General features: G+C 54.7%; 13 protein-coding genes and 1 pseudogene. All 14 read left to right on the forward strand.

The window, feature by feature from the left end; translation table 11 throughout:
* The first annotated feature begins 548 nt into the window (after positions 1–548).
* Complete coding sequence (locus ACH6EH_RS09820; protein WP_397332182.1) at positions 549–1,961, forward strand: reverse transcriptase/maturase family protein; 1,413 nt, start codon at positions 549–551, stop codon at positions 1,959–1,961.
* A 129-nt stretch (positions 1,962–2,090) separates the two neighbouring features.
* Positions 2,091–4,886: pseudogene (locus tag ACH6EH_RS09825) on the forward strand (3'-5' exonuclease); the annotation flags it as partial.
* Between the two features lie 66 nt (positions 4,887–4,952).
* Positions 4,953–6,131: an exonuclease SbcCD subunit D gene (locus tag ACH6EH_RS09830; protein WP_397332184.1), complete on the forward strand. Its 1,179-nt coding sequence runs from the start codon at positions 4,953–4,955 to the stop codon at positions 6,129–6,131.
* Positions 6,128–9,583 (forward strand): AAA family ATPase, encoded by a 3,456-nt coding sequence (locus tag ACH6EH_RS09835; protein ID WP_397332185.1) that lies wholly within the window; start codon positions 6,128–6,130, stop codon positions 9,581–9,583. Before ACH6EH_RS09830 ends, ACH6EH_RS09835 begins: the two co-directional genes overlap by 4 nt.
* 93 nt (positions 9,584–9,676) lie before the next feature.
* Positions 9,677–10,036: a histidine triad nucleotide-binding protein gene (locus ACH6EH_RS09840; RefSeq protein ID WP_138225238.1), complete on the forward strand. Its 360-nt coding sequence runs from the start codon at positions 9,677–9,679 to the stop codon at positions 10,034–10,036.
* 158 nt (positions 10,037–10,194) lie between these two features.
* The gene (gene rpsU / locus ACH6EH_RS09845) at positions 10,195–10,368 is read left to right on the forward strand and encodes a 30S ribosomal protein S21 (protein ID WP_005547957.1); all 174 of its coding nucleotides are present in this window, start codon (positions 10,195–10,197) and stop codon (positions 10,366–10,368) included.
* A 16-nt stretch (positions 10,369–10,384) separates the two neighbouring features.
* Entirely contained in the window at positions 10,385–10,828 is a 444-nt protein-coding gene (locus ACH6EH_RS09850; protein WP_138225239.1) for a GatB/YqeY domain-containing protein, read from the forward strand.
* A gap of 216 nt (positions 10,829–11,044) precedes the next feature.
* Positions 11,045–12,415, forward strand: coding sequence for an NfeD family protein (locus ACH6EH_RS09855; protein ID WP_397332186.1), 1,371 nt, complete (start codon positions 11,045–11,047; stop codon positions 12,413–12,415).
* Between the two features lie 106 nt (positions 12,416–12,521).
* A complete protein-coding gene (floA, locus tag ACH6EH_RS09860; protein ID WP_397332187.1) occupies positions 12,522–13,532 on the forward strand; it encodes a flotillin-like protein FloA in 1,011 nt (336 codons plus the stop codon).
* A gap of 17 nt (positions 13,533–13,549) precedes the next feature.
* Entirely contained in the window at positions 13,550–14,128 is a 579-nt protein-coding gene (locus ACH6EH_RS09865; protein ID WP_397332188.1) for a hypothetical protein, read from the forward strand.
* A gap of 162 nt (positions 14,129–14,290) precedes the next feature.
* Positions 14,291–14,584: a sporulation protein YqfC gene (gene yqfC / locus ACH6EH_RS09870; RefSeq protein ID WP_397332189.1), complete on the forward strand. Its 294-nt coding sequence runs from the start codon at positions 14,291–14,293 to the stop codon at positions 14,582–14,584.
* Complete coding sequence (yqfD, locus tag ACH6EH_RS09875) at positions 14,581–15,774, forward strand: sporulation protein YqfD (protein WP_397332190.1); 1,194 nt, start codon at positions 14,581–14,583, stop codon at positions 15,772–15,774. Before yqfC ends, yqfD begins: the two co-directional genes overlap by 4 nt.
* Positions 15,775–15,780: 6 nt before the next feature.
* Positions 15,781–16,752: a PhoH family protein gene (locus ACH6EH_RS09880; RefSeq protein ID WP_138225245.1), complete on the forward strand. Its 972-nt coding sequence runs from the start codon at positions 15,781–15,783 to the stop codon at positions 16,750–16,752.
* 14 nt (positions 16,753–16,766) lie between these two features.
* Complete coding sequence (locus ACH6EH_RS09885; RefSeq protein ID WP_397332191.1) at positions 16,767–19,037, forward strand: HD family phosphohydrolase; 2,271 nt, start codon at positions 16,767–16,769, stop codon at positions 19,035–19,037.
* Positions 19,038–19,058 lie beyond the last annotated feature (21 nt).

A 19,058-nucleotide genomic window follows, 5' to 3' on the forward strand; every position in this document is an offset into this window, starting at 1 on the left:
TGAGGGTATGAAGGCCATGTCACCCAACTCATCCGGAAGGGAAACCGGAAGGGGAGTGCAGCATGTTGGGAAAGTCGCAAGTTGACGAGCTAACCCGTCACGACTGAGCGGCGAGACATTAAGATAGGTATGAGGATGAAAGCTATACTGCTTCAAGTCTAGTCTCAGCGGGGCCATGCTTCCCGGCAGGAATGTTAGCTGCCTGCCCCAGCGCTATGGACAGCGAAAAACCAAGCCGCTGCCCTGCACTTCGAATTCATAAATGCTATAATTCGAGGAAATACCCGAGAGCTACTCAAGCGCTGGCGCACACCTGAACAGGTGGAAAGGACGAAAGGACCATCCGGCAACTTATCAAGCTTGGACCGATGTGACTAAATGGGGATTGCCTAAGTGGGAATGCCAGAGACGGCTATATCCTGCAGAGGATGGAATATCCCATAAGGCAACGGAGCCTTCGTAGTAGTCCGCGACAGGGAAAGCCTGTTACATGGCGAAGGAAGGCAGCTTGTCGGTATAACATTTTGCGGAAAGGAGCGCAAGGCTCCATGAATTCTGGCGAAGCTTTATACCTATTGACCAAAATATCCAGTGAAAAGCCTGACTATGTATATAAACGATTGTATCGTCATTTCTATAATCCCGATTTCTATGTGCGAGCCTATGATCTCCTTCATGCGAAGGAGGACCAGGTCGCAGGCCGCGGGGGTAACGGAGCTGTCCGGCCCCGCATAGAAGACATTAACGGGATCATCGAAAGAATGAGAGATGAATCGTATCAGCCGCAGCCGGTAAATCGAGCTGGGGGTGCCAACAAGAACAGCAAACCGGAGTTTCTAGTCACCTCTGCCTATGCGGACCGGCTGATTGTGGAAATTTGCAGGCTGCTGCTGACCGCAATATATGAGCCTCTTTTTGAGGATTCCAGCCATGGCTTCAGACCGAACCGCAGCTGCCATACGGCACTGCAGGAAGCGAAGCTGCATTTCAAGGATGCACCGTGGCTCATTCAAGGGGAGATCCGGGGTTACTGCACAGACTTCTCCCGCCACAAGCTGATCTCGCTGCTGCAGGACAAAATCGACGATGCGAAGTTCATCCGGCTAATCTGGAAGCTATTGAGAGCCGGGTACCTGGAGGATTGGAAGCATGGCAGGACCTATAGCGGTACCCCGCTGGGCGGTGCGCTCAGCTCCGTGCTTGCCAATATTTATTGGCATCCGTTTGACCAATGGATCAGCTCCAATCCAAGCCCGGGTCCGGGCCGCATCCACTGCATCCGGTACGGGGATACCTTCGTCACTGCTGTGTGGGGCAGCAAGGAGTCTTGCACAGCGCTTGCAGCAGAGATGAAGGCGTTCATCTCCCGCGAGCTGAAGCTTCCAGGCGGAGTAACGCAGGTGGCTCATGCCTCTGTCGGTGTTTGTTTTTTAGGGCATATTCTAAGGCTGAAGAATGGCTGGAACTCTCAAACAGGCTTCAAAAATGCATACAGCACAGACCGTGGAACCATAGAGCTTTATATGCCGCAGGATACAGTCCGGCGCTTTATCTCCAAACACAAGCTGGTAAAGAATATAGACGATAAATCCTGGAGGATGCTTCATGCTCCAGCACTTCTTCATCGTCCGGACGCTCAGATTGTGGCATGGTACAATGTGCGATTGCGCGGGCTGTACCATTTTTACCAAATGGCGGTCAACGTGAGCACGTACCTGCAGCAGCTGAGCTATGTAATGGAGTATAGCTGCTTGGCGACATTGGCTCATAAATATCAGTCCAGCACCTCCCGGGTGAAGGAGAAGCTTAAAGAAGGAAGATCCTGGGGGGTCCCGGTTCAGAGCAGGAATGGGGAGAGAAGAGTCTTGTATTTTCATAGGGGAGGATTTCCCCGGACTCATTCACCATATCTTGCTGCTGACCCGGATCTGGACCCCGGCTGGTCTGATGCTGCGCGTTAAACGTCACTGGATATCTGGTCAACATGACAAGTGGAGAGCCGTATACTTGGAGACAAGTACGTGCGGTTCGGAGGGGAGTTCTTTGAAACCTGTTTCCGAGATGAAATCAGGCGCGAGGGGCTTACCTACTATCGATTCCGGCTTGCAGAGCCGGGACTATTTCTGGATAAATACAAAACCTATGCTTCGGTAAACGAGGCGGATGAAGCTGAATTAAGACAGGGAGCCCGCATTGATCTGGCTCGAAATTTCCGCAGCCGGATGGAGGTTGTGGATGCAGTCAATATGCTGTTCAGGCAGATTATGAACGAATCGGTGGCGGAGATTCAATATGATTCCCGTGCCGAGCTCGTCTGTGGCGCTGCTTTTCCCGCAGTGGAAAAAGAATCAGAGTATGCCGCGTCTCCCTCCGGGATGCATACGCCTGAGCTGCTCCTGATTGACAGGGAGAATGCGGACTCTTCGGGCTCCTCTATGGGATTAGAGGATGCTGCGGGGAGTGATGCCGGTGAAGGCATGCCTGCGGAAGAAAGTGAGCGTCAGGAGATGGAAAACGCGCAGCTGGAAGCGCGAGCCATCGCTGTGCGCATCCGGGAGATGATGGGAGACACCGGAAAGCCGCTGCTAGTATTTGACAAAGTGAAAAAAGCGATGAGACCTGTAGAGTACGGGGATATCGTCATTCTGCTCCGTTCTGCAAGCGTGTGGGCGCCGCTCATGATGGAGGAGCTGGTTCAGGAGGGCATCCCGGCTTCAGGAGAGCAGAATCGGGGGTATTTTCAGGCCGTCGAGGTCGAAATTATGCTGTCGCTGCTGCGGGTGATCGACAATCCCCGGCAGGATATACCGCTGGCTTCGGTGCTTCGCTCACCCATCGTAGGCTTGACAGAGGAAGAGCTGGCCCAGGTGCGACTCTTTGCAGCCGGCTCTTATTATGATGCGTTGAGCGCAGCCTTAGAGCAGGCGACGATGGAGGCAGCGCCGGGAGGCACAGCAGGGCTTGCGGCAGGGCGCTGGAATCTTGGGCTGGAGCTGTCCGGTACGGCTGAAGCGGCGGCTGGCCAGAGCTTGTCCGGTGCGCAGCCGGCGGAAGGCGTGAAGCCAGGTCCGGGACAACCGGCACCGCAGCCGGAGCTGTCGGGCGGACTCGCTGCCAAGCTGATCTCTTTCCGGGATCGGCTGGAAAGCTGGAGGCTGGATGCGCGGCATGGCAGCTTGAGTGATTTAATCTGGAGAATTTACAGTGAAACCGGGTATCTTGACTGGCTGGGAGGACTCCCGGGAGGAAGCCAGCGCCAGAGTAACCTGACGGCGCTCTATGACCGGGCGGTGCAGTATGAGCAGGATACCTCCTCCAGAGGGCTGTTCCGCTTTCTGACCTTTATTTCCCGGATGCGCGATAACGGCGGAGATTTAGGGGCTGGCAGCAAGGATGAAGGCCAGGGTAACGCAGTTCGATTCATGACCATTCATAAAAGCAAAGGGCTGGAGTTTCCGGTCGTTTTCGTGGCCGGGCTATCCAAGAACTTTAATCAGCAGGATTTGAATGCCGCCTTTCTGATGCACAAGGAGCTGGGCTTCGGGCCGAAGTATGTGGATGGCAAGCTTCGGGTTTCGTATCCTACGCTGCCCAATCTGGCCATCCGGCGCCGATCGCATTTAGAGCTGCTGGCTGAAGAGATGCGCGTGCTCTATGTGGCGCTGACGCGCCCGAAAGAGAAGCTCATACTGATCGGTACCGTGAAGAAGCTGCTGAACAAAATCAAGGACTGGTCTCAGGTGGACAGCGTCCATGGCATGCTTCTGCCGGATTATATGCTGGCCAGAGGCCGCAGCTACATGGATTGGATTGGACCTGCAATTCTTCGGCATCCGTCGGCAGCCATACTGAGGGAGGCGGCGGAGCTGCCGGAAACGGGGCATGCCGACATGTTTCCAGGTGCTGACTCCTGGATGATCACCGTGAAATCGGATGAGTATCTTATGACCGGCGCACCCCGGCACCAGAGTCATGCAGCAGAGGGTCCGGGCAGTGCAGAGCAGGAGCGCCGGGAAGGGATTGAGGCGGCTCTGAACAGACTGGAGCCGGTACAGGACATTCCATGGGAGAGCGGCCAGAGTCCTCAAGAGATGAGAGAGGAGCTGTATCGCCGGATTAGCTGGAAGTATCCATATCTGGCGGCGTCCGGCATTGCCGCCAAAACGTCAGTAACCGAAATGAAGAAGCAGCTGGCGATGCAGGAGCATCCACCGCGGGAATGGGCGGAGGAAGCGCTGCAGCAGGAAGGCTCTAACGGAAATCAGGCCGGAAGCTTTACCTTAAGCTTGAGACGTCCTAAATTCATGGAGGATTACAAATTGACGCCTACCGAGCGGGGGACGGTGTACCATACTGTCATGCAGCATGTCCCGCTGGTAGCCGGACTGGATTCAGCTGCCGTGGAAGAGCTGCTGAATCAGCTCACAGACAAGGAGCTGATTACCCGGGAGCAGGCGGAGGCAGTTCAACCGCAGGATATTGTGGACATGCTTGCCTCTTCGGCAGGAGAAATGCTGCTTCAGGCCAGCCAGGTGTGGCGGGAGATGCCGTTTTCTTATGCGCTCCCCGCGACGGAGGCGTATCTGCTCCCGGATCCGGCATCAGGGCCTGTCAAGGATGCTCTTCATGTACAGGAGCTGCTTCAGGAAGAATGTGTCCTGATTCAAGGGGTTGTGGACTGCCTGTTCCGGCAGGATGAGCGGCTTATCCTGCTGGATTACAAAACAGACAAGGTCCTTGAGCAGCGGGGCGGGATCGAAGCTCTGAAGGAGCAGTACAGATTCCAGCTGGAGCTGTACGCCAAGGCGCTGGAGGAAATTCTGGGCGAACCGATTCAGGAGAAATGGCTGTACTTTTTTGATGCAGGACAGGCGGTTCAGCTCTAGCCGAGAGGAATGCGTTCAGTTCTGTGCGATAGATGTAAAGTGTTTAATGGGGGGGGAGTGCTAGATATGCGGATACTGCATACCGGCGACTGGCATTTGGGCCGGTCGCTGGAGGGAAGAAGCCGGCTCGCAGAGCAGGAGCAGTTCATTGACGAGCTGGTGCAGCTCGCAAAGGACCAGCAGGCGGACCTGATTCTGATGGCGGGTGACGTCTACGATTCCGTGAACCCTCCGGCTGCAGCCGAGCAGCTGTTCTATGAAGCAGCGGCCCGGCTGAGTGAGGGAGGACGGCAGCTGGTTGCGGTTGCAGGGAACCACGATCAGCCGGAGCGGGTAGCTTCGGTAACGCCTCTGGTGCAGCGGAGAGGGATTACTTTAGTAGGGCTGCCAAGTGCTGAGCCGGTTCAGGTTCAGGCTGCTCGTACCGGCGAAACGGCGATCATCGCCGCCCTGCCATATCCTTCGGAGTCCCGGCTGAACGAGCTGCTGGCGATCGGCGGGGAAGAGGATGAGCTGCGCCGAGCCTATAGTGAAAGGGTCGGCAGCCTCATGAGGAGAATGGGTAGTCATTTCTCGCCTCAGACGGTGAATTTGGCGATGAGCCATATCTACGTGCTGGGGGGGCTGGAGGAGGACTCGGAGCGCCCTATTCAGGTGGGCGGCGCTTATACGGTTGATCCTTCCGCTTTGAGCACGGGTGCCTGTTATACGGCACTGGGTCACCTTCATCGTCCGCAGGCGGTCAAAGGAGATGGCATCATCCGATATAGCGGTTCTCCGCTCGCCTATAGCTTTTCGGAAGCCGGGCAGGCCAAATCGGTAACGCTGATCGAGGCGTCTCCCGGAGGGGTTCCGGTCGTAGAAGAGCTGTTTCTGAGCTGTGGCCGGCCGCTGGTCCGCTGGAAAGCCCGGGGCGGGCTGGAGGAGGTGTACCGCTGGCTGGATGAAGAACGGGATCCGTCCGCATTTATCGACCTGGAGGTCCACCTGACGGAAGCGATGGGACTCTCCGACATTCAACGGCTCCGCAAGAGCCGGGAGGGCATTGTGCATATTCGGCCTGTGTACCCTGAAATGGCGGCGCTGGAGCTGGAGGCTGCACGGACCAGCCTGCCGCTGCCGGAGCTGTTCCGTAAATTTTATCAAAGGCAGACCGGTGGTGCCGAGCCTGATGACAGCTTGGTTCAGCTGTTTCTGGAGCTGGTCGATGAGGAAGAAGCCCCCGTGACGGAGGTGACGGAATGAAGCCGGTATCGTTAAAGGTCTCAGGTCTGCAGAGCTACCGGGAGCCGCAGGAAATTGATTTTACACAGCTGTGCGAAACCGGTCTGTTCGGGATATTTGGTCCTACGGGCAGCGGGAAGTCCACGCTGCTGGATGCCATTACCCTGGCTATGTACGGCAAGGTTGAGCGGGCGCAGAACGGGACCCAGGGCATTATGAACCATTCGGAGGATACGCTCTACGTATCCTTTACCTTCGAGCTGTCCTCTGCAAGCGGCCCGGAGCGTTATCGGGTGGAGCGCCGTTTCAAGCGGATGAACGAGCTGTCTGTAAGCAATACACTCAGCCGATTTGTTGAGGTGCAGCAGGATGAGGAGTGTGTAATCGCAGACAAGCTGGCAGATGTCACGCGATGTGTGGAAGAGAAAATCGGACTGAAAATGGATGATTTCACCCGAGCAGTCGTGCTCCCTCAAGGTAAATTTGCTGAGTTTCTGTCACTGAAGGGCAGTGAGCGCAGGCAAATGCTGCAGCGCCTATTTCATTTGGAGCGCTACGGTGATGTTCTGGCGCAGAAGCTGAGCCGCAGGGTGAAGGAGAATGCCGGGTCGCTGCGTGCCGTGGAAGCTGAACAGCAAGGCCTGGGAAGCGCGGGAAAGGACGACGTTGCCAAGGCGGAGCGCAGCCTGAAGGAGGCCGTGTCTGCAGCCAAGGAAAGCCGCGCTGTGCTAACAGCAGTCGAGAAAAAGTACGAAGAGCTGTCCAGGGCTCGGGAGCTTGATACCGAGCGCCGCCGGCTTCAAGCCCGGCTGAATGAGCTGTCCGAGCGGGAGCAGGAAATGAACAGCTTGGAGCAGCGGCTCACGCTGTCTGCATCCGCTAGGCAGCTGCTTCCCTCTTTGAGAGATATGCGGGCTGCTGTACAACGCTATGAGGAGCTGTTACTGACAGCTCAGAAGCTGAAGGCGGCCGCGGAAGCAGCAGACCAAGAAGCGAACCGGCTGCAGGAAGCTGAGCATACTGCCAAGCAGGAGCTGTCCGCTGAGGAACCGGGGCTGATCTCCAGGCTGGAGCAGCTGGAGCAGGCCGTAGCGCTGCAGCAAGAGCGGCGACTGCTTTCGGCAGAGCTTACCCGGCTGAGCTCTCAGGCAGAGGGGGCTCAGCGCTCCTACACTGCAGGCAGTGAGCAGCTGGACAAAGAGCGGCAGCTGCTGGATAAGGGTCTGAAACGGAGAGAAGAGCTGCAGGAGAAGCTGAAGCTGCTGGAGGTTCGTCTGTCGGACCGCGAGGCGCTGTCCGAGGCGATGAACCGGAAGCAGGCCATCCTTGCGGCGGAAGAGCAGCTGAAGCAGCAGGAAGCTGAAGCCTCAGCGCAGGCTGAGCGCTGCCGCCAGGCAGAGCAAGCCGTTAATGATACCCAGAAAGCGGCCTCTTTGGCTCAACAGGACATGCAGGTGCTGGCTGCTCAGGCTCAGGCGCTGCGAAGCTCAGGCACTGACATCATTGAGCTCGTAGAGAGAACCTCCAATCAGGTATCTGCTCTGTACCGTCAGCTTCAGGAGAATGTCAGGCTTCAGGAGCTGCATGACCTGTCACGGTCTCTGGCAGCTGCGCTGTCGGACGGCAAGCCATGCCCGGTATGCGGCAGCCTGGAGCACCCGCAGCCAGCCCTGGAGGAGTTAGATAAGCATGAGGGGACAGAGCAGGCACAGCAGCTTGCGGCCTTGCAGGAGGAGCTGCAGGAGCTGCGGCTCAAGCTGCGGCAGCTTCAGCATGAGGGAGCCGCTGTTCCTGATCTTAGTGAGGAGGTTCGCCATGGGCAGCTTGCCCATTCCAGCCCGGAGGGGGAAACAGCCCTCTACCAGGCTGCGGAAATTCAAGCTGCTCTGGCAGAGGCGGCGGCAGGATCAGATATCCACCCCGACGCACCGCAGCTGTCCCAGCTGCAGAAATCCGCGGCACATCTTCACAAGCTGACATTACAGCTGGAAGAGCAGCTGCAGCTTTGCCGCTTAAAGAGTGTTGATCTCCAGAACCAGCTGCAGTCTTTATCTCAGGAGCTGGCCCGCAAAGAAACTGCATTAGAGCACAGTGCATCACAGCTGCAGCAGGTGGAGGCGCGTCTAGCCCTCGCCAAGGACAGTCTTAAAGCCTTAAGAGAAGCCTGGTCTACGGGTGTTTCCAAGGTCAACTTCGATACCGTGGAAGCCGAGCTGGCTGCTCTGCGGGAGAAGGACGCTCAGGCTGAAGCTGTGCGGGAAGGGTTGGAGCGAAGTATTCCGTTCCTTGAGGAGAAGCAGAAGGTTATTCAGGAGCTGGAAGGACAGCTTCGGGAATTAGAAAAGCAGCTGATCCAGTGGGAAGCTCAGCGGCAGGGCAAGCAGGAGCTCCTGAAGGAGAAGGAGGAGCGCTTGGCAAGCTGGGTCGGTGACCACTCCGCTGAGGAGCTGCTTCAAGGCTGCAAGCAGCGGCTGAGCAGCTTGAGAGAGTCGGCTGCACGCACGGCTGAGCAAAGTAAACAAGCTGCGGAGGTGAAGGGACATGCCGCCAAGCAGGCGGCTGTCGCCGGACAGGCTGCGGAATCTGCCGGAGAGCATGCCGGGGGTGCACAGGAGCGCTGGAAGCAGGCGCTGTCGGAATCACCCTTTGATACAGAGGAAGAGCTGGCTGCAGCCGGTATGCCTGCCGAGGACATGGAGCGCTCCCGTGAGGCGCTGCAGCAGCACCGGGATGCCCAGAAGGAATGGAATCTGCGGCTGAGTGATGTGACATTGAAGCTCGGCGGCACGAGGTTCCAGGAAGAAGATTGGGAGCAGTGCTGCCGTGATCTTCAGGAGAGCCGGCAGGCGGATGAAGCAGCGCTGCAGCAGCATGCCCGTGCCGAACGTGACCTGGAGGATTTGAAGAGGCGCCACAGCCGCTTTATGGAGCTGGAGGAGAACCGGGTCCTTTATCAGGAGGAGGGAGAAAGGCTTGCCAAGCTGCAAGCCTCGCTGAGAGGAAATGCATTTGTAGAGTATATTGCTGAAGAGCAGCTTATGCAGGTCAGCCAGTCTGCTTCACAGCGGCTGCGCAGCCTGACGAATCAGCGGTATGCCCTTGAGGTGGATTCCGGCGGAGGATTCGTCATTCGAGATGATGCCAACGGTGGAATCCGCAGACCGGTATCCACACTCTCCGGCGGGGAAACCTTCCTGACCTCTTTGTCGCTCGCGCTTGCGCTGTCCGCCCAAATTCAGCTCAGAGGGCAGTATCCGCTGCAGTTTTTCTTCCTGGATGAAGGGTTCGGCACCCTGGACCCGGAGCTGCTGGATACGGTCATTACCTCGCTGGAACGGCTGCATAGTGACAAGCTGACGGTCGGAATCATCAGCCATGTGCCTGAGCTGAGGGCGAGGCTTCCCCGCAAGCTGGTCATTCGCCCGGCAGGACATGTCGGCGGCGGCTCTCAGATTATGCTTGAAACGATGTAGCAGCGTGCAAAGCGATCCGTGTCATCAGTGGACGAGCTCCCTCGATTTTTGTATGATGAATAGATCATATTCTTTGGAGGAGGCAAGGGTTGTATGGACTGCCTGTTTTGTAAAATAGTGAACGGTGACATTCCTTCCAAAAAAGTGCTGGAGAACGACCGGGTGCTGGTGTTTCATGATATTCAGCCAGCAGCGCCGGTGCATGTGCTCATCATCCCTAAAAAGCACATTTCGTCCATGAACGAGGTGCTGGAGGAGGATCTGCCGTTGATCGCAGATATTCACCAGGCGGCGCAGCAGGCTGCGAAGGAGCTGGGTGTGGATGCTTCCGGCTACCGTCTTATTAACAATTGCGGCCGGGATGGAGAGCAGACCGTGCACCATCTTCACTACCATCTGCTGGGAGGCACCCGGCTGGGTGCATTAGTAGCAGGCTCTTCCTCTCACGCCTAGCTTTTCCTGCAGTCCGGTTAAGGAAAATGAACCGTCTGCAGTTTCTGCTTTAAAAAAAGGGCAATGAGGTTGACACCATATTTAAGTTTACTTTATAATGAAGAATGATGAACCGTGTTATTGCTCTTGGACGGTCTGGTCGGAGGGAGGGAAAACTGGTGTCTGAAACGAAAGTTCGCAAAAACGAGACAATTGATGCTGCACTTCGTCGCTTCAAGCGTTCCATCGCGAAAGATGGCGTCTTGGCTGAAGTGAAGAAACGCAAGCATTATGAAAAGCCAAGCGTAAAGCGCAAGAAAAAGTCCGAGGCTGCTCGTAAGAGAAAGTTTTAGGAGGATATAACTTAGCATGAATCTTAGCGAACGATTGAACGAAGATATGAAGCAAGCGATGAAGAGCAAGGACAAGTTCAAGCTCTCCACTATTCGAATGGTTCGTTCAACGATTAAAAATCTTGAAATAGATTTGAAAAGAAGTTTGGATGACAACGAAGTGCTTGATATTTTAAGTCGTGAAATCAAACAGCGCAAAGATGCCCTCCAGGAATTTGAACAAGCGGGTCGTGACGATCTTGCAGCCGATGCTAAAGCAGAAATTGAACTCCTCACCGCCTACCTTCCGGATCAGCTTACTGAAGAAGAAATTAAAGTTATTGTACAGCAGACCATCCAGGAAACCGGTGCTTCTTCAAAAGCCGAGATGGGTAAAGTGATGAGCGCCCTGATGCCTAAAGTAAAAGGGCGCGCGGATGGAAAACTAGTGAATCAAGTGGTTCAGCAATTTCTGTCATAACATAAGGTAAACATCCCTTGAATATTCAAGGGATGTTTTTTCTTTTTGAGAGAGGTAAGCCTGGAGACCTGATCGGGCATTTTGTGAAACCCTCAAGAGCGTTCATACGTATGTAAGGTATAATGTGCCTGGAGACTTATACATAAACATAAGTGTCCGTTCACAATATAGATTAATAAGGAAGTGGCAAGCAAATTTGACGAGGAGGGGGAGTTAATGAGAATGACTGTGCTAAAACGGCGCTTAGGCCTGCTGGCAATGTCATTGCTATGGAGCCTGGTCTTCGGTGTCATGCTTCTGAGTCCAGCGACTGCCAAAGCTGCAGCCCAGAGCGGCGCTGTTTATGTCATTCCGGTGAAGCAGCAGATCGAGCAGGGGCTCGGCAGCTTTCTGGAGCGGGCATTTCAAGAAGCTAAAGAGATGAATGCTGGCTTGATTGTTCTGGAGATTGACACACCGGGAGGCCGGGTGGACACGGCGGGCGAGATCGGTACTCTGCTTCAAGAGACGGATATTCCCACGGTTGCATTTATCCGGGGAGATGCGGCTTCTGCCGGCAGCTATATTGCGCTCAACGCGGATAAAATAGCCATGGCTCCTGGCAGCATGATCGGCTCGGCATCCATGGTAGACGGTATGGGAAATCCTGTAGAAGATGCCAAGCTTGTATCCTGGTGGAAGGCCCAGATGGTCAGTGCTGCCGAATCCAGCGGGAGAAATGAGCAGATCGCTGCCGGTATGGCGGATCCCAAGATGGCGGTTGAATTAACCGAGCTGGGAAGAACTGTGGAGGCTGGAGACATTGTTGCGCTGTCGGCAGAGGAAGCATTGAAGGTGGGCTACTCCGATACCATGGCCGGAACTGTGAATGAGGTTATAGAGTTCATGGGGTTCTCCGGCAATGAAGTGTTCGAAATGGAGCTGACCTTTTCCGAGAAGCTGGCGAGCTTTCTGACGAACCCCTTCGTCATGACGCTGCTCTTATTTATGGGCATTGCAGGCGTTTTGATTGAACTGATCGTGCCTGGCTTTGGAATCCCGGGCGTTCTGGGCATTACCGGCTTCGTGCTCTATTTCTTCGGAAATTCGGTTGCCGGCTTTGCCGGGATGGAGACGTGGCTGCTCTTCGTCATCGGAATTGCGCTGCTGGCCATGGAGCTGTTCGTGCCAAGCTTCGGCATACTGGGCGTCATTGGCTCGATCAGCCTTATATTCGGGGTGGTGCAGGCTGCCTACACAACGACTCATGTCGCATGGTCTTTAGGCATTGCAGCGGTATGTGCGCTGATTGCTATTGTGGTGGTTGCACTCGTGTTCAAGGAGCGCGGCATCTGGAACAAGTTTATTTTGAGCGACAGCCTGTCCCGGGAGAACGGGTATATTCCCGTTCAGGAACGGGATATATTGATAGGGCTGACAGGGATTACGCTCACCCCGCTTCGCCCTTCCGGAACCGCGGATATCGGCGGACAACGGATGGACGTAGTTACGGCCGGCGGCTTTATTCCTTCCGGCAGCAGCATCCGTGTTCTAAAAACAGACGGTACCCGGATTGTCGTGGAGCAGGTTCCCGAGGAATCGATCTAGTGCCAGGTTTATGGGGAACCTGACGAGGTGCGGTTGATAACCTGCTGTAATTTGGTAAAATGGTAACCATCAACAAACAAATATAACGTATGGAGGCAGATGCACTTTGAATTGGAGCGATTCTCTCATCCCTGTTATCTTTATCGGCGTGGTCGCGATTATTTTACTGAGCGTGTTCTTCAGCTTCTTTCCGCTCATGCTTTGGATCTCGGCGATTGCATCCGGTGTGCGGATCAGCATCATTACCCTCGTGGCTATGCGGCTTCGCCGGGTAACACCGAGCCGAATTGTGAACCCTCAGATTAAAGCAACCAAGGCGGGGCTTGGCCTTAATATCAATCAGCTGGAGAGTCATTATCTTGCCGGCGGTAATGTGGACCGGGTGGTTAATGCCTTGATTGCAGCTCAGCGCGCGAACATTCCGCTGGAGTTTGAACGGGCAGCTGCCATTGACTTGGCCGGCCGCGATGTACTGCAGGCCGTGCAAATGAGCGTTAATCCACGAGTCATTGAGACTCCGATTGTCGCGGCAGTCGCTAAAGACGGTATTGAAGTGAAGGTAAAAGCTCGGGTAACGGTGCGTGCCAATATCGACCGCCTCGTCGGTGGTGCAGGCGAAGAAACCATCATTGCCCGTGTCGGTGAAGGTATCGTAACGACTGTCGGTTCTTCTTCGACTCATAAGGACGTTCTGGAGAATCCGGACCTGATCTCCCGTACGGTTCTGTCGAAGGGCTTGGATGCCGGCACGGCATTCGAGATTCTTTCCATTGATATTGCAGACGTGGATGTAGGCAAGAATATTGGTGCTTTCCTGCAGACAGAGCAGGCAGAGGCCGACAAGCGGATTGCCCAGGCCAAGGCTGAGGAACGCCGGGCGATGGCGGTTGCACAGGAGCAGGAGATGAAGGCGAAGGTTGTCGAAATGAGAGCCCGCGTGGTCGAATCCGAGTCCGAGGTGCCGCTGGCTATGTCTGAAGCGCTTCGCAGCGGACAACTGGGCGTGATGGATTACATGAACCTGAAGAACATTGAAGCCGACACGCAAATGCGGAGCCAGCTCGGGAAGACCGGCGAAAGCTCTGACTCTCAGAATGACCCCAACAATAACAAGTAGGAAGAAGGCGAGCCCTGATGGAATGGATCCTGGATAACTTATACCTCGTTGCCATTGCAGGGTATTTCCTCTTCAGCTTTCTCGGCAAGTCTGGCAAGAGTGATGACAAGCCGACCCGCATGCCAACCTTTGGGAATGAACGCCGTAATGAGCGTCAGCCTTCCAAGAGGGCGGAGCCAGCGGATCAGCATGCTGGGCCGGGGAAGGTTGCCCAGAGTACGAACGACAGCAGATCTCGGCGGGAGACCCGGGAAGAGGAGTATGTATCTCCATACCATGAGCAGCAGGAGTACCGCAATCCGTATGAGGATTCCGCTTCCAGAATGGAATCTGCTGCAAGGGAGCTGTCCCCGCAGAAGGTCAGCGAAGGCTTGGACGACAGAAAACGCCAAATGCAGAGAGATCTTGAGGGCGTATTCGCCGAGCTGGATCAAACGGCTTTACGGCGGCCGTCGCCCTTGAAAGAGGAAGACAGCATGCAGGAGGAACGCGGTCTGAGCAAGTCTCAGCTGCAAGAGCGCGCCGTGCAGGGCGTGATCTGGTCCGAAATTCTCGGTCCTCCGCGGGCCAAGAGGCCCTTGGGCCGACGCCGGTAATCCATAAGTCTAAACATATCGACAGGTTATGAACAAGCCGCTTGAGAAGCTACTTCTCAAGCGGCTTTTGTTCGTAGTGATAGAAGCGGAACAGCGTCCGGTAGCATAATCAGGGCTGTGCGGGCATAAGGTGTAACGTACAGGAAGGGGGAAGGGCATCCTATGTCCCGCATCAGCCGCAAGCTGCAGAGATGGACCCAGGAAATTCTTGATTTGCCGCAGGATCTGCTGTATGACTTGCCGCGGTTGACCCTGATAGGCAATCATGAGCTTCATATCGAGAATCATAAAGGCGTCATTCACTTTTCATCCGATAAGCTTGTCCTGTCCCTGGCGCAGGGTGCTTTAGAGATCACAGGAACGGAGCTGTCCATTCGGGCCATCCAAAGCACAGAGGTTACCCTGCAAGGAAGGGTAGAGCGTATTCAGTACATAGAAAGAGGGGAAAAGCCTTGAATATACCGACTATGATACAAATCCGCGGATATTTGAAAGTAAGTGTGCGGGGGGAGCAGCTGTCTTCCTTTATTAATGCCATTACCGAAGCGGGCATTCCGGTCTGGGAGATGAAGCCCACCGGCTCAGCGTCGGCATCGTTCAAGCTTCTGCTTTCTGACTTTAAAGAGCTGCGTCCGATTTTGAAAGGGACAGGCTGTCGAACACGCATCCTGGAACGCCATGGGCTGCCGTTTCGGGCAGCTCGCCTGCTGCGGCGAAAAATTTTTGCGGCTGGCATCGTGGTGTTCTTCGCGCTCTTGCTGCTCATGTCCTCTATGGTATGGAGCATCCGGGTGGAAGGAAATGAAAAGGTGGCTACAGAGGATGTGCTGCAGGCTGCGAAGCAGGAGGGACTGTACACATATCAGTGGATCTTCCGGTTGAAGTCCATGGACAAGCTCTCAGCCAGTCTGGCGGCTCAGCTGCCCGGCACCTCCTGGGTCGGGGTTGAAAGAGACGGGACGAGCGTTACAATTCAGGTGGTGGAGGCCTCGGTACCCAAGAAGTCTCCACTGCAAAGCCCCCGCCATCTGGTCAGCACGGCCGATGCTGTGGTTACGTCAATTTATGCAGAAAAAGGACTGCCTCAGGTAGCGGTTAACAGCCGCGTCAAGAAAGGGGATATTCTGATCTCCGGGCTGCTCGGCGATGAAGAGAATCATCAGCAGGTGGTCGCCAAGGGAGAGGTTAAGGGCCTGGTATGGCATGAATATGAGATTGAAGTGCCCCTTGAGAAAAAAAGTTATGTGCTGACCGGGGAATTCAAAAAAAGATCCTATCTGGTGCTGGGCAACCGGGCGGTGCAGCTATGGGGCTACGGCGAGATGCCTTTTGAATCCAGCAGGGTATTGACCCTTTACGATCCGCTGACCTGGCGCAATCATCCGCTTCCGCTGGGTTGGATGACAGAGAAAGAGATGGAGGTGCGTCAGAATACGGAGACTGTGACGGAGCAGGAGGCCAAGAAGGAAGGGCTGGCCAGCGCGTTTCGGGATATTTTGGCAAAATATGGGCCGGATAGCCGTCTGGTGAGCCAAAAAATTTTGCATGATCAGAAAGAGAATGGTAAAGTTTATATGAAAGTGCTTTTCGAGGTGGAAGAGGTCATCGCGAAAGAACTTCCCATAGTATATAACCAAGGAGATTGAGGCTATTTGTCACAGCAAACGACCAGCACTCAGATTCATTTGCACAGCGCGTCTGAAGGACTTTCGTTGTTCGGGCCGCAGGATGCATTTCTAAAAATGATTGAATCCAGGATTCCTGCCAGAATCGCTTCACGGGAGGCTGTTATTACGATTTCCGGTGAGCCTGCCCATGTGGAGAGCCTGCAGCAGCTGTTTGAGGTATTGCTGCAGCTCGTCCGCAACGGATACATTCTGACAGAGAGAGATGTCCTGTATGCCGTTGAGCTTGCCATGGATTTGCGTGCGGACCAGCTGCTGGATCTTTATAAAGGCGAGATTACAACGACGTTCCGCGGCAAGCCTATTCGCGTCAAGACGATCGGCCAGAAGCATTATGTCACCACGATCAAGAAGAAGGACATCGTCTTCGGTGTAGGCCCTGCCGGTACAGGCAAGACCTATCTTGCCGTTGTGCTTGCGGTTTCCGCGCTGAAGGAGGGGACAGTAAAGCGTATCGTGCTGACCCGCCCTGCCGTTGAAGCAGGTGAAAGCCTGGGCTTTCTGCCCGGAGACCTGCAGGAGAAGGTAGATCCTTACCTGAGGCCGCTTTATGACGCACTGTATGATGTGATGGGACCGGATCAGACAGCGAAGGCGCTGGAGAGAGGTCTGATTGAGATTGCACCGCTTGCCTACATGCGCGGTCGGACGCTGGACGATTCTTTTATTATTTTGGATGAAGCCCAGAACACAACACCGGAGCAGATGAAAATGTTTCTGACGCGGCTTGGCTTCGGCTCGAAGATGGTCATTACGGGTGACGTTACCCAGATTGACCTGCCCCGGGGCAAGAAATCAGGACTTGTGGAAGCCAAGATCATCCTTTCGGAGATTGAGGATATCGGCTTTGTGTATTTTGCGGAGCAGGATGTGGTACGGCACTCTTTAGTTCAAAAAATTATCGTTGCCTATGATCAAGCTGCAGAAAACCAAGTTTAAAGGGGATTGTCGCTATGGCTCCTAATAAACCATCGACGGACAAGTCCATGTCTATTCGTCATAACGGCTGGAAATATAGCGTGGCAACACGCTATATTCTATTTTTGCTGCTGGCACTCCTGATTTATATCAGTCTGTCACTCAAGCTGCTGCCGGAGCGATATGATATCCAGGTCGGGACGCGAAGCGAGAAGAGCATCCCGGCGCCGGCTCAGATTGAAGACAGCAAGGCCACGCTGAAGGCGCAGGAGGAAGCGGCGGAGAGGGTTCAGCCGATCTATACGTATATCCCGCTTCGTAACGATATTCTTGTGCAGCAACTGTTCGAGCGGATTGATCGGCTGAATCAGGACGAGGTCTCGGTTCAAGATAAAATTTCTATCTACCGCGAGGAAATTCCGCAGCGGGTGGATGAATTTGTAGACAGCTTTATTTCCAGCAACCAGGGCTCGGAAGGGTACCCGGATGAGCTGCTGGATGAGATGAAGACTGTGATCGAGCAGCAGGCCTACCGGGTGCCCGAGGAAACGTTCATCAAGATTCCAAGGCTGGAGCCTGAAGAAATATCGAAGATGAAGACGGTAGCCAGAGACATTGTGTCCCGGCTGATGAATGAAATTGTCGATGCGCAAACAGCCAGAGCAAAGGTAGCGGAGCTGGTCAGCACGAGCTCGCTCAGCGACAGAACCTCCAGAGAGGTTGTGCAGGAGCTTGCCCGGCTCGTGATTACGGCGAATAAGTTCTATAATGAGGTCGCCACGAAGGAGGCCAAGGTCGAGGCTCGTGAGAATACGCCTCCTGTTTATATCAAGCAAGGGGATATCCTCGTACAAAAGGGGCAGCTGATTACGCCGGAGCTGTATGACCTGCTGGGTAAGAACGGGCTGCTCAAGGACGAGGTTACCTACTGGCCGGAGGTAGGCCTCCTGCTATTCAGCATCCTGTTATCACTGGGTCTGCTCATGTTCATCCGCCAGTCTGATGTTAATATATTCAAATACAACAACTCACAAATTTTGATGCTTGTTCTGATCTATGTCATTACGTTGATATGTATGCATCTGGCCGGATTCCTGCAAAGCGAGGAACGGGTATATGTCGGCTATCTGGCCCCAGTAGCGATCGGGGTCATTCTGGTTACGCTGCTGATGGATATGAGACTTGCGTATTTCAGCGTCATTATATTCAGCATTCTGTCCAGTGTAATTTTGAATGTGGACAAGAGTCAGATGTTTGATTTTCGTTTTGGCTTTTTTGCGGTCATCACATCCTGTGTGGCGTTGTTCGCAATCCACCGCGCCAGTCAGCGCTCTGCTCTTCTGAAGGGCGGTATTATGGTATCTCTGTTCGGTGCGCTGTCCGTGCTTATCCTGCTGCTTGTCCACGATTCGGACTGGAGCCGGAGCGAGAGCATGTACGCCCTGGCATTTGCTGTAGCGAGCGGAATTTTAACGGCTGTGCTGGTGATTGGCCTCATGCCATTTTTTGAAGTGACCTTCGGGATCTTGTCCGCCCTGAAGCTGGTGGAGCTGTCCAATCCGAATCATCCGCTGCTGCGCAAGCTTCTGACCGAAACGCCGGGAACCTATCACCACAGCGTAATGGTAGGCAATTTGTCCGAGGCTGCGGCAGAGGCCATTGGCGCAGACGGGCTGCTGTGCCGGGTGGGGTCTTATTACCACGATGTCGGCAAGACAAAGCGCCCGATGTATTTTATTGAGAATCAGAGCAACATGGAGAATCCCCATGATTCGCTGGAGCCTAAGCTCAGCAAATCTATTATTGTCGCCCATGCCCGGGATGGCGTGGAAATGCAGAAGGATTACAATCTGCCCAAGCCGATCCGCGACATTGCAGAGCAGCATCACGGAACCAGCTTCCTGCATTTTTTCTACCACAAGGCGTTGAAGCAGGCACAGGAGCAGGGGAGCGAGCCGGATTTCACTGAGGATGATTTCAGATATCCCGGTCCGAAGGCGCAGTCGAAGGAAGCCGCGATTGTCGGTATCGCCGACAGCGTTGAGGCTGCGGTGCGTTCTTTGCGGAAGCCTACGGTGGAGCAGGTGGAGACGATGATTGAGAAGATCATCAAGGGCCGGGTGGATGACAATCAGTTTAATGAATGTGATCTGACGATGAAAGAGCTGGATGTGATTGCGAAGACGCTGAAGGCCACCGTCATGGGAATTTTCCATTCCCGGATTGAGTATCCTGAGGAAATGAAGAAGAGCAAGCCGGAATCGGCCGAGGCACAGTCCGGCAAGCCGGCTGCGGAGCAGGAATGATCATCAAGGTGAAGGAGCGTT

It is taken from the genome of Paenibacillus sp. JSM ZJ436 (assembly GCF_044383795.1).
GTDB lineage: Bacteria > Bacillota > Bacilli > Paenibacillales > Paenibacillaceae > Paenibacillus_AQ > Paenibacillus_AQ algicola.

Coding starts and splice junctions, on each gene's coding strand:
- ACH6EH_RS09820 (WP_397332182.1), top strand. CDS start 549: ATGAATTCTGGCGAAGCTTTATACCTATTGACCAAAATATCCAGTGAA.
- ACH6EH_RS09830 (WP_397332184.1), top strand. CDS start 4,953: ATGCGGATACTGCATACCGGCGACTGGCATTTGGGCCGGTCGCTGGAG.
- ACH6EH_RS09835 (WP_397332185.1), top strand. CDS start 6,128: ATGAAGCCGGTATCGTTAAAGGTCTCAGGTCTGCAGAGCTACCGGGAG.
- ACH6EH_RS09840 (WP_138225238.1), top strand. CDS start 9,677: ATGGACTGCCTGTTTTGTAAAATAGTGAACGGTGACATTCCTTCCAAA.
- ACH6EH_RS09850 (WP_138225239.1), top strand. CDS start 10,385: ATGAATCTTAGCGAACGATTGAACGAAGATATGAAGCAAGCGATGAAG.
- ACH6EH_RS09855 (WP_397332186.1), top strand. CDS start 11,045: ATGAGAATGACTGTGCTAAAACGGCGCTTAGGCCTGCTGGCAATGTCA.
- ACH6EH_RS09865 (WP_397332188.1), top strand. CDS start 13,550: ATGGAATGGATCCTGGATAACTTATACCTCGTTGCCATTGCAGGGTAT.
- yqfC (WP_397332189.1), top strand. CDS start 14,291: ATGTCCCGCATCAGCCGCAAGCTGCAGAGATGGACCCAGGAAATTCTT.
- ACH6EH_RS09885 (WP_397332191.1), top strand. CDS start 16,767: ATGGCTCCTAATAAACCATCGACGGACAAGTCCATGTCTATTCGTCAT.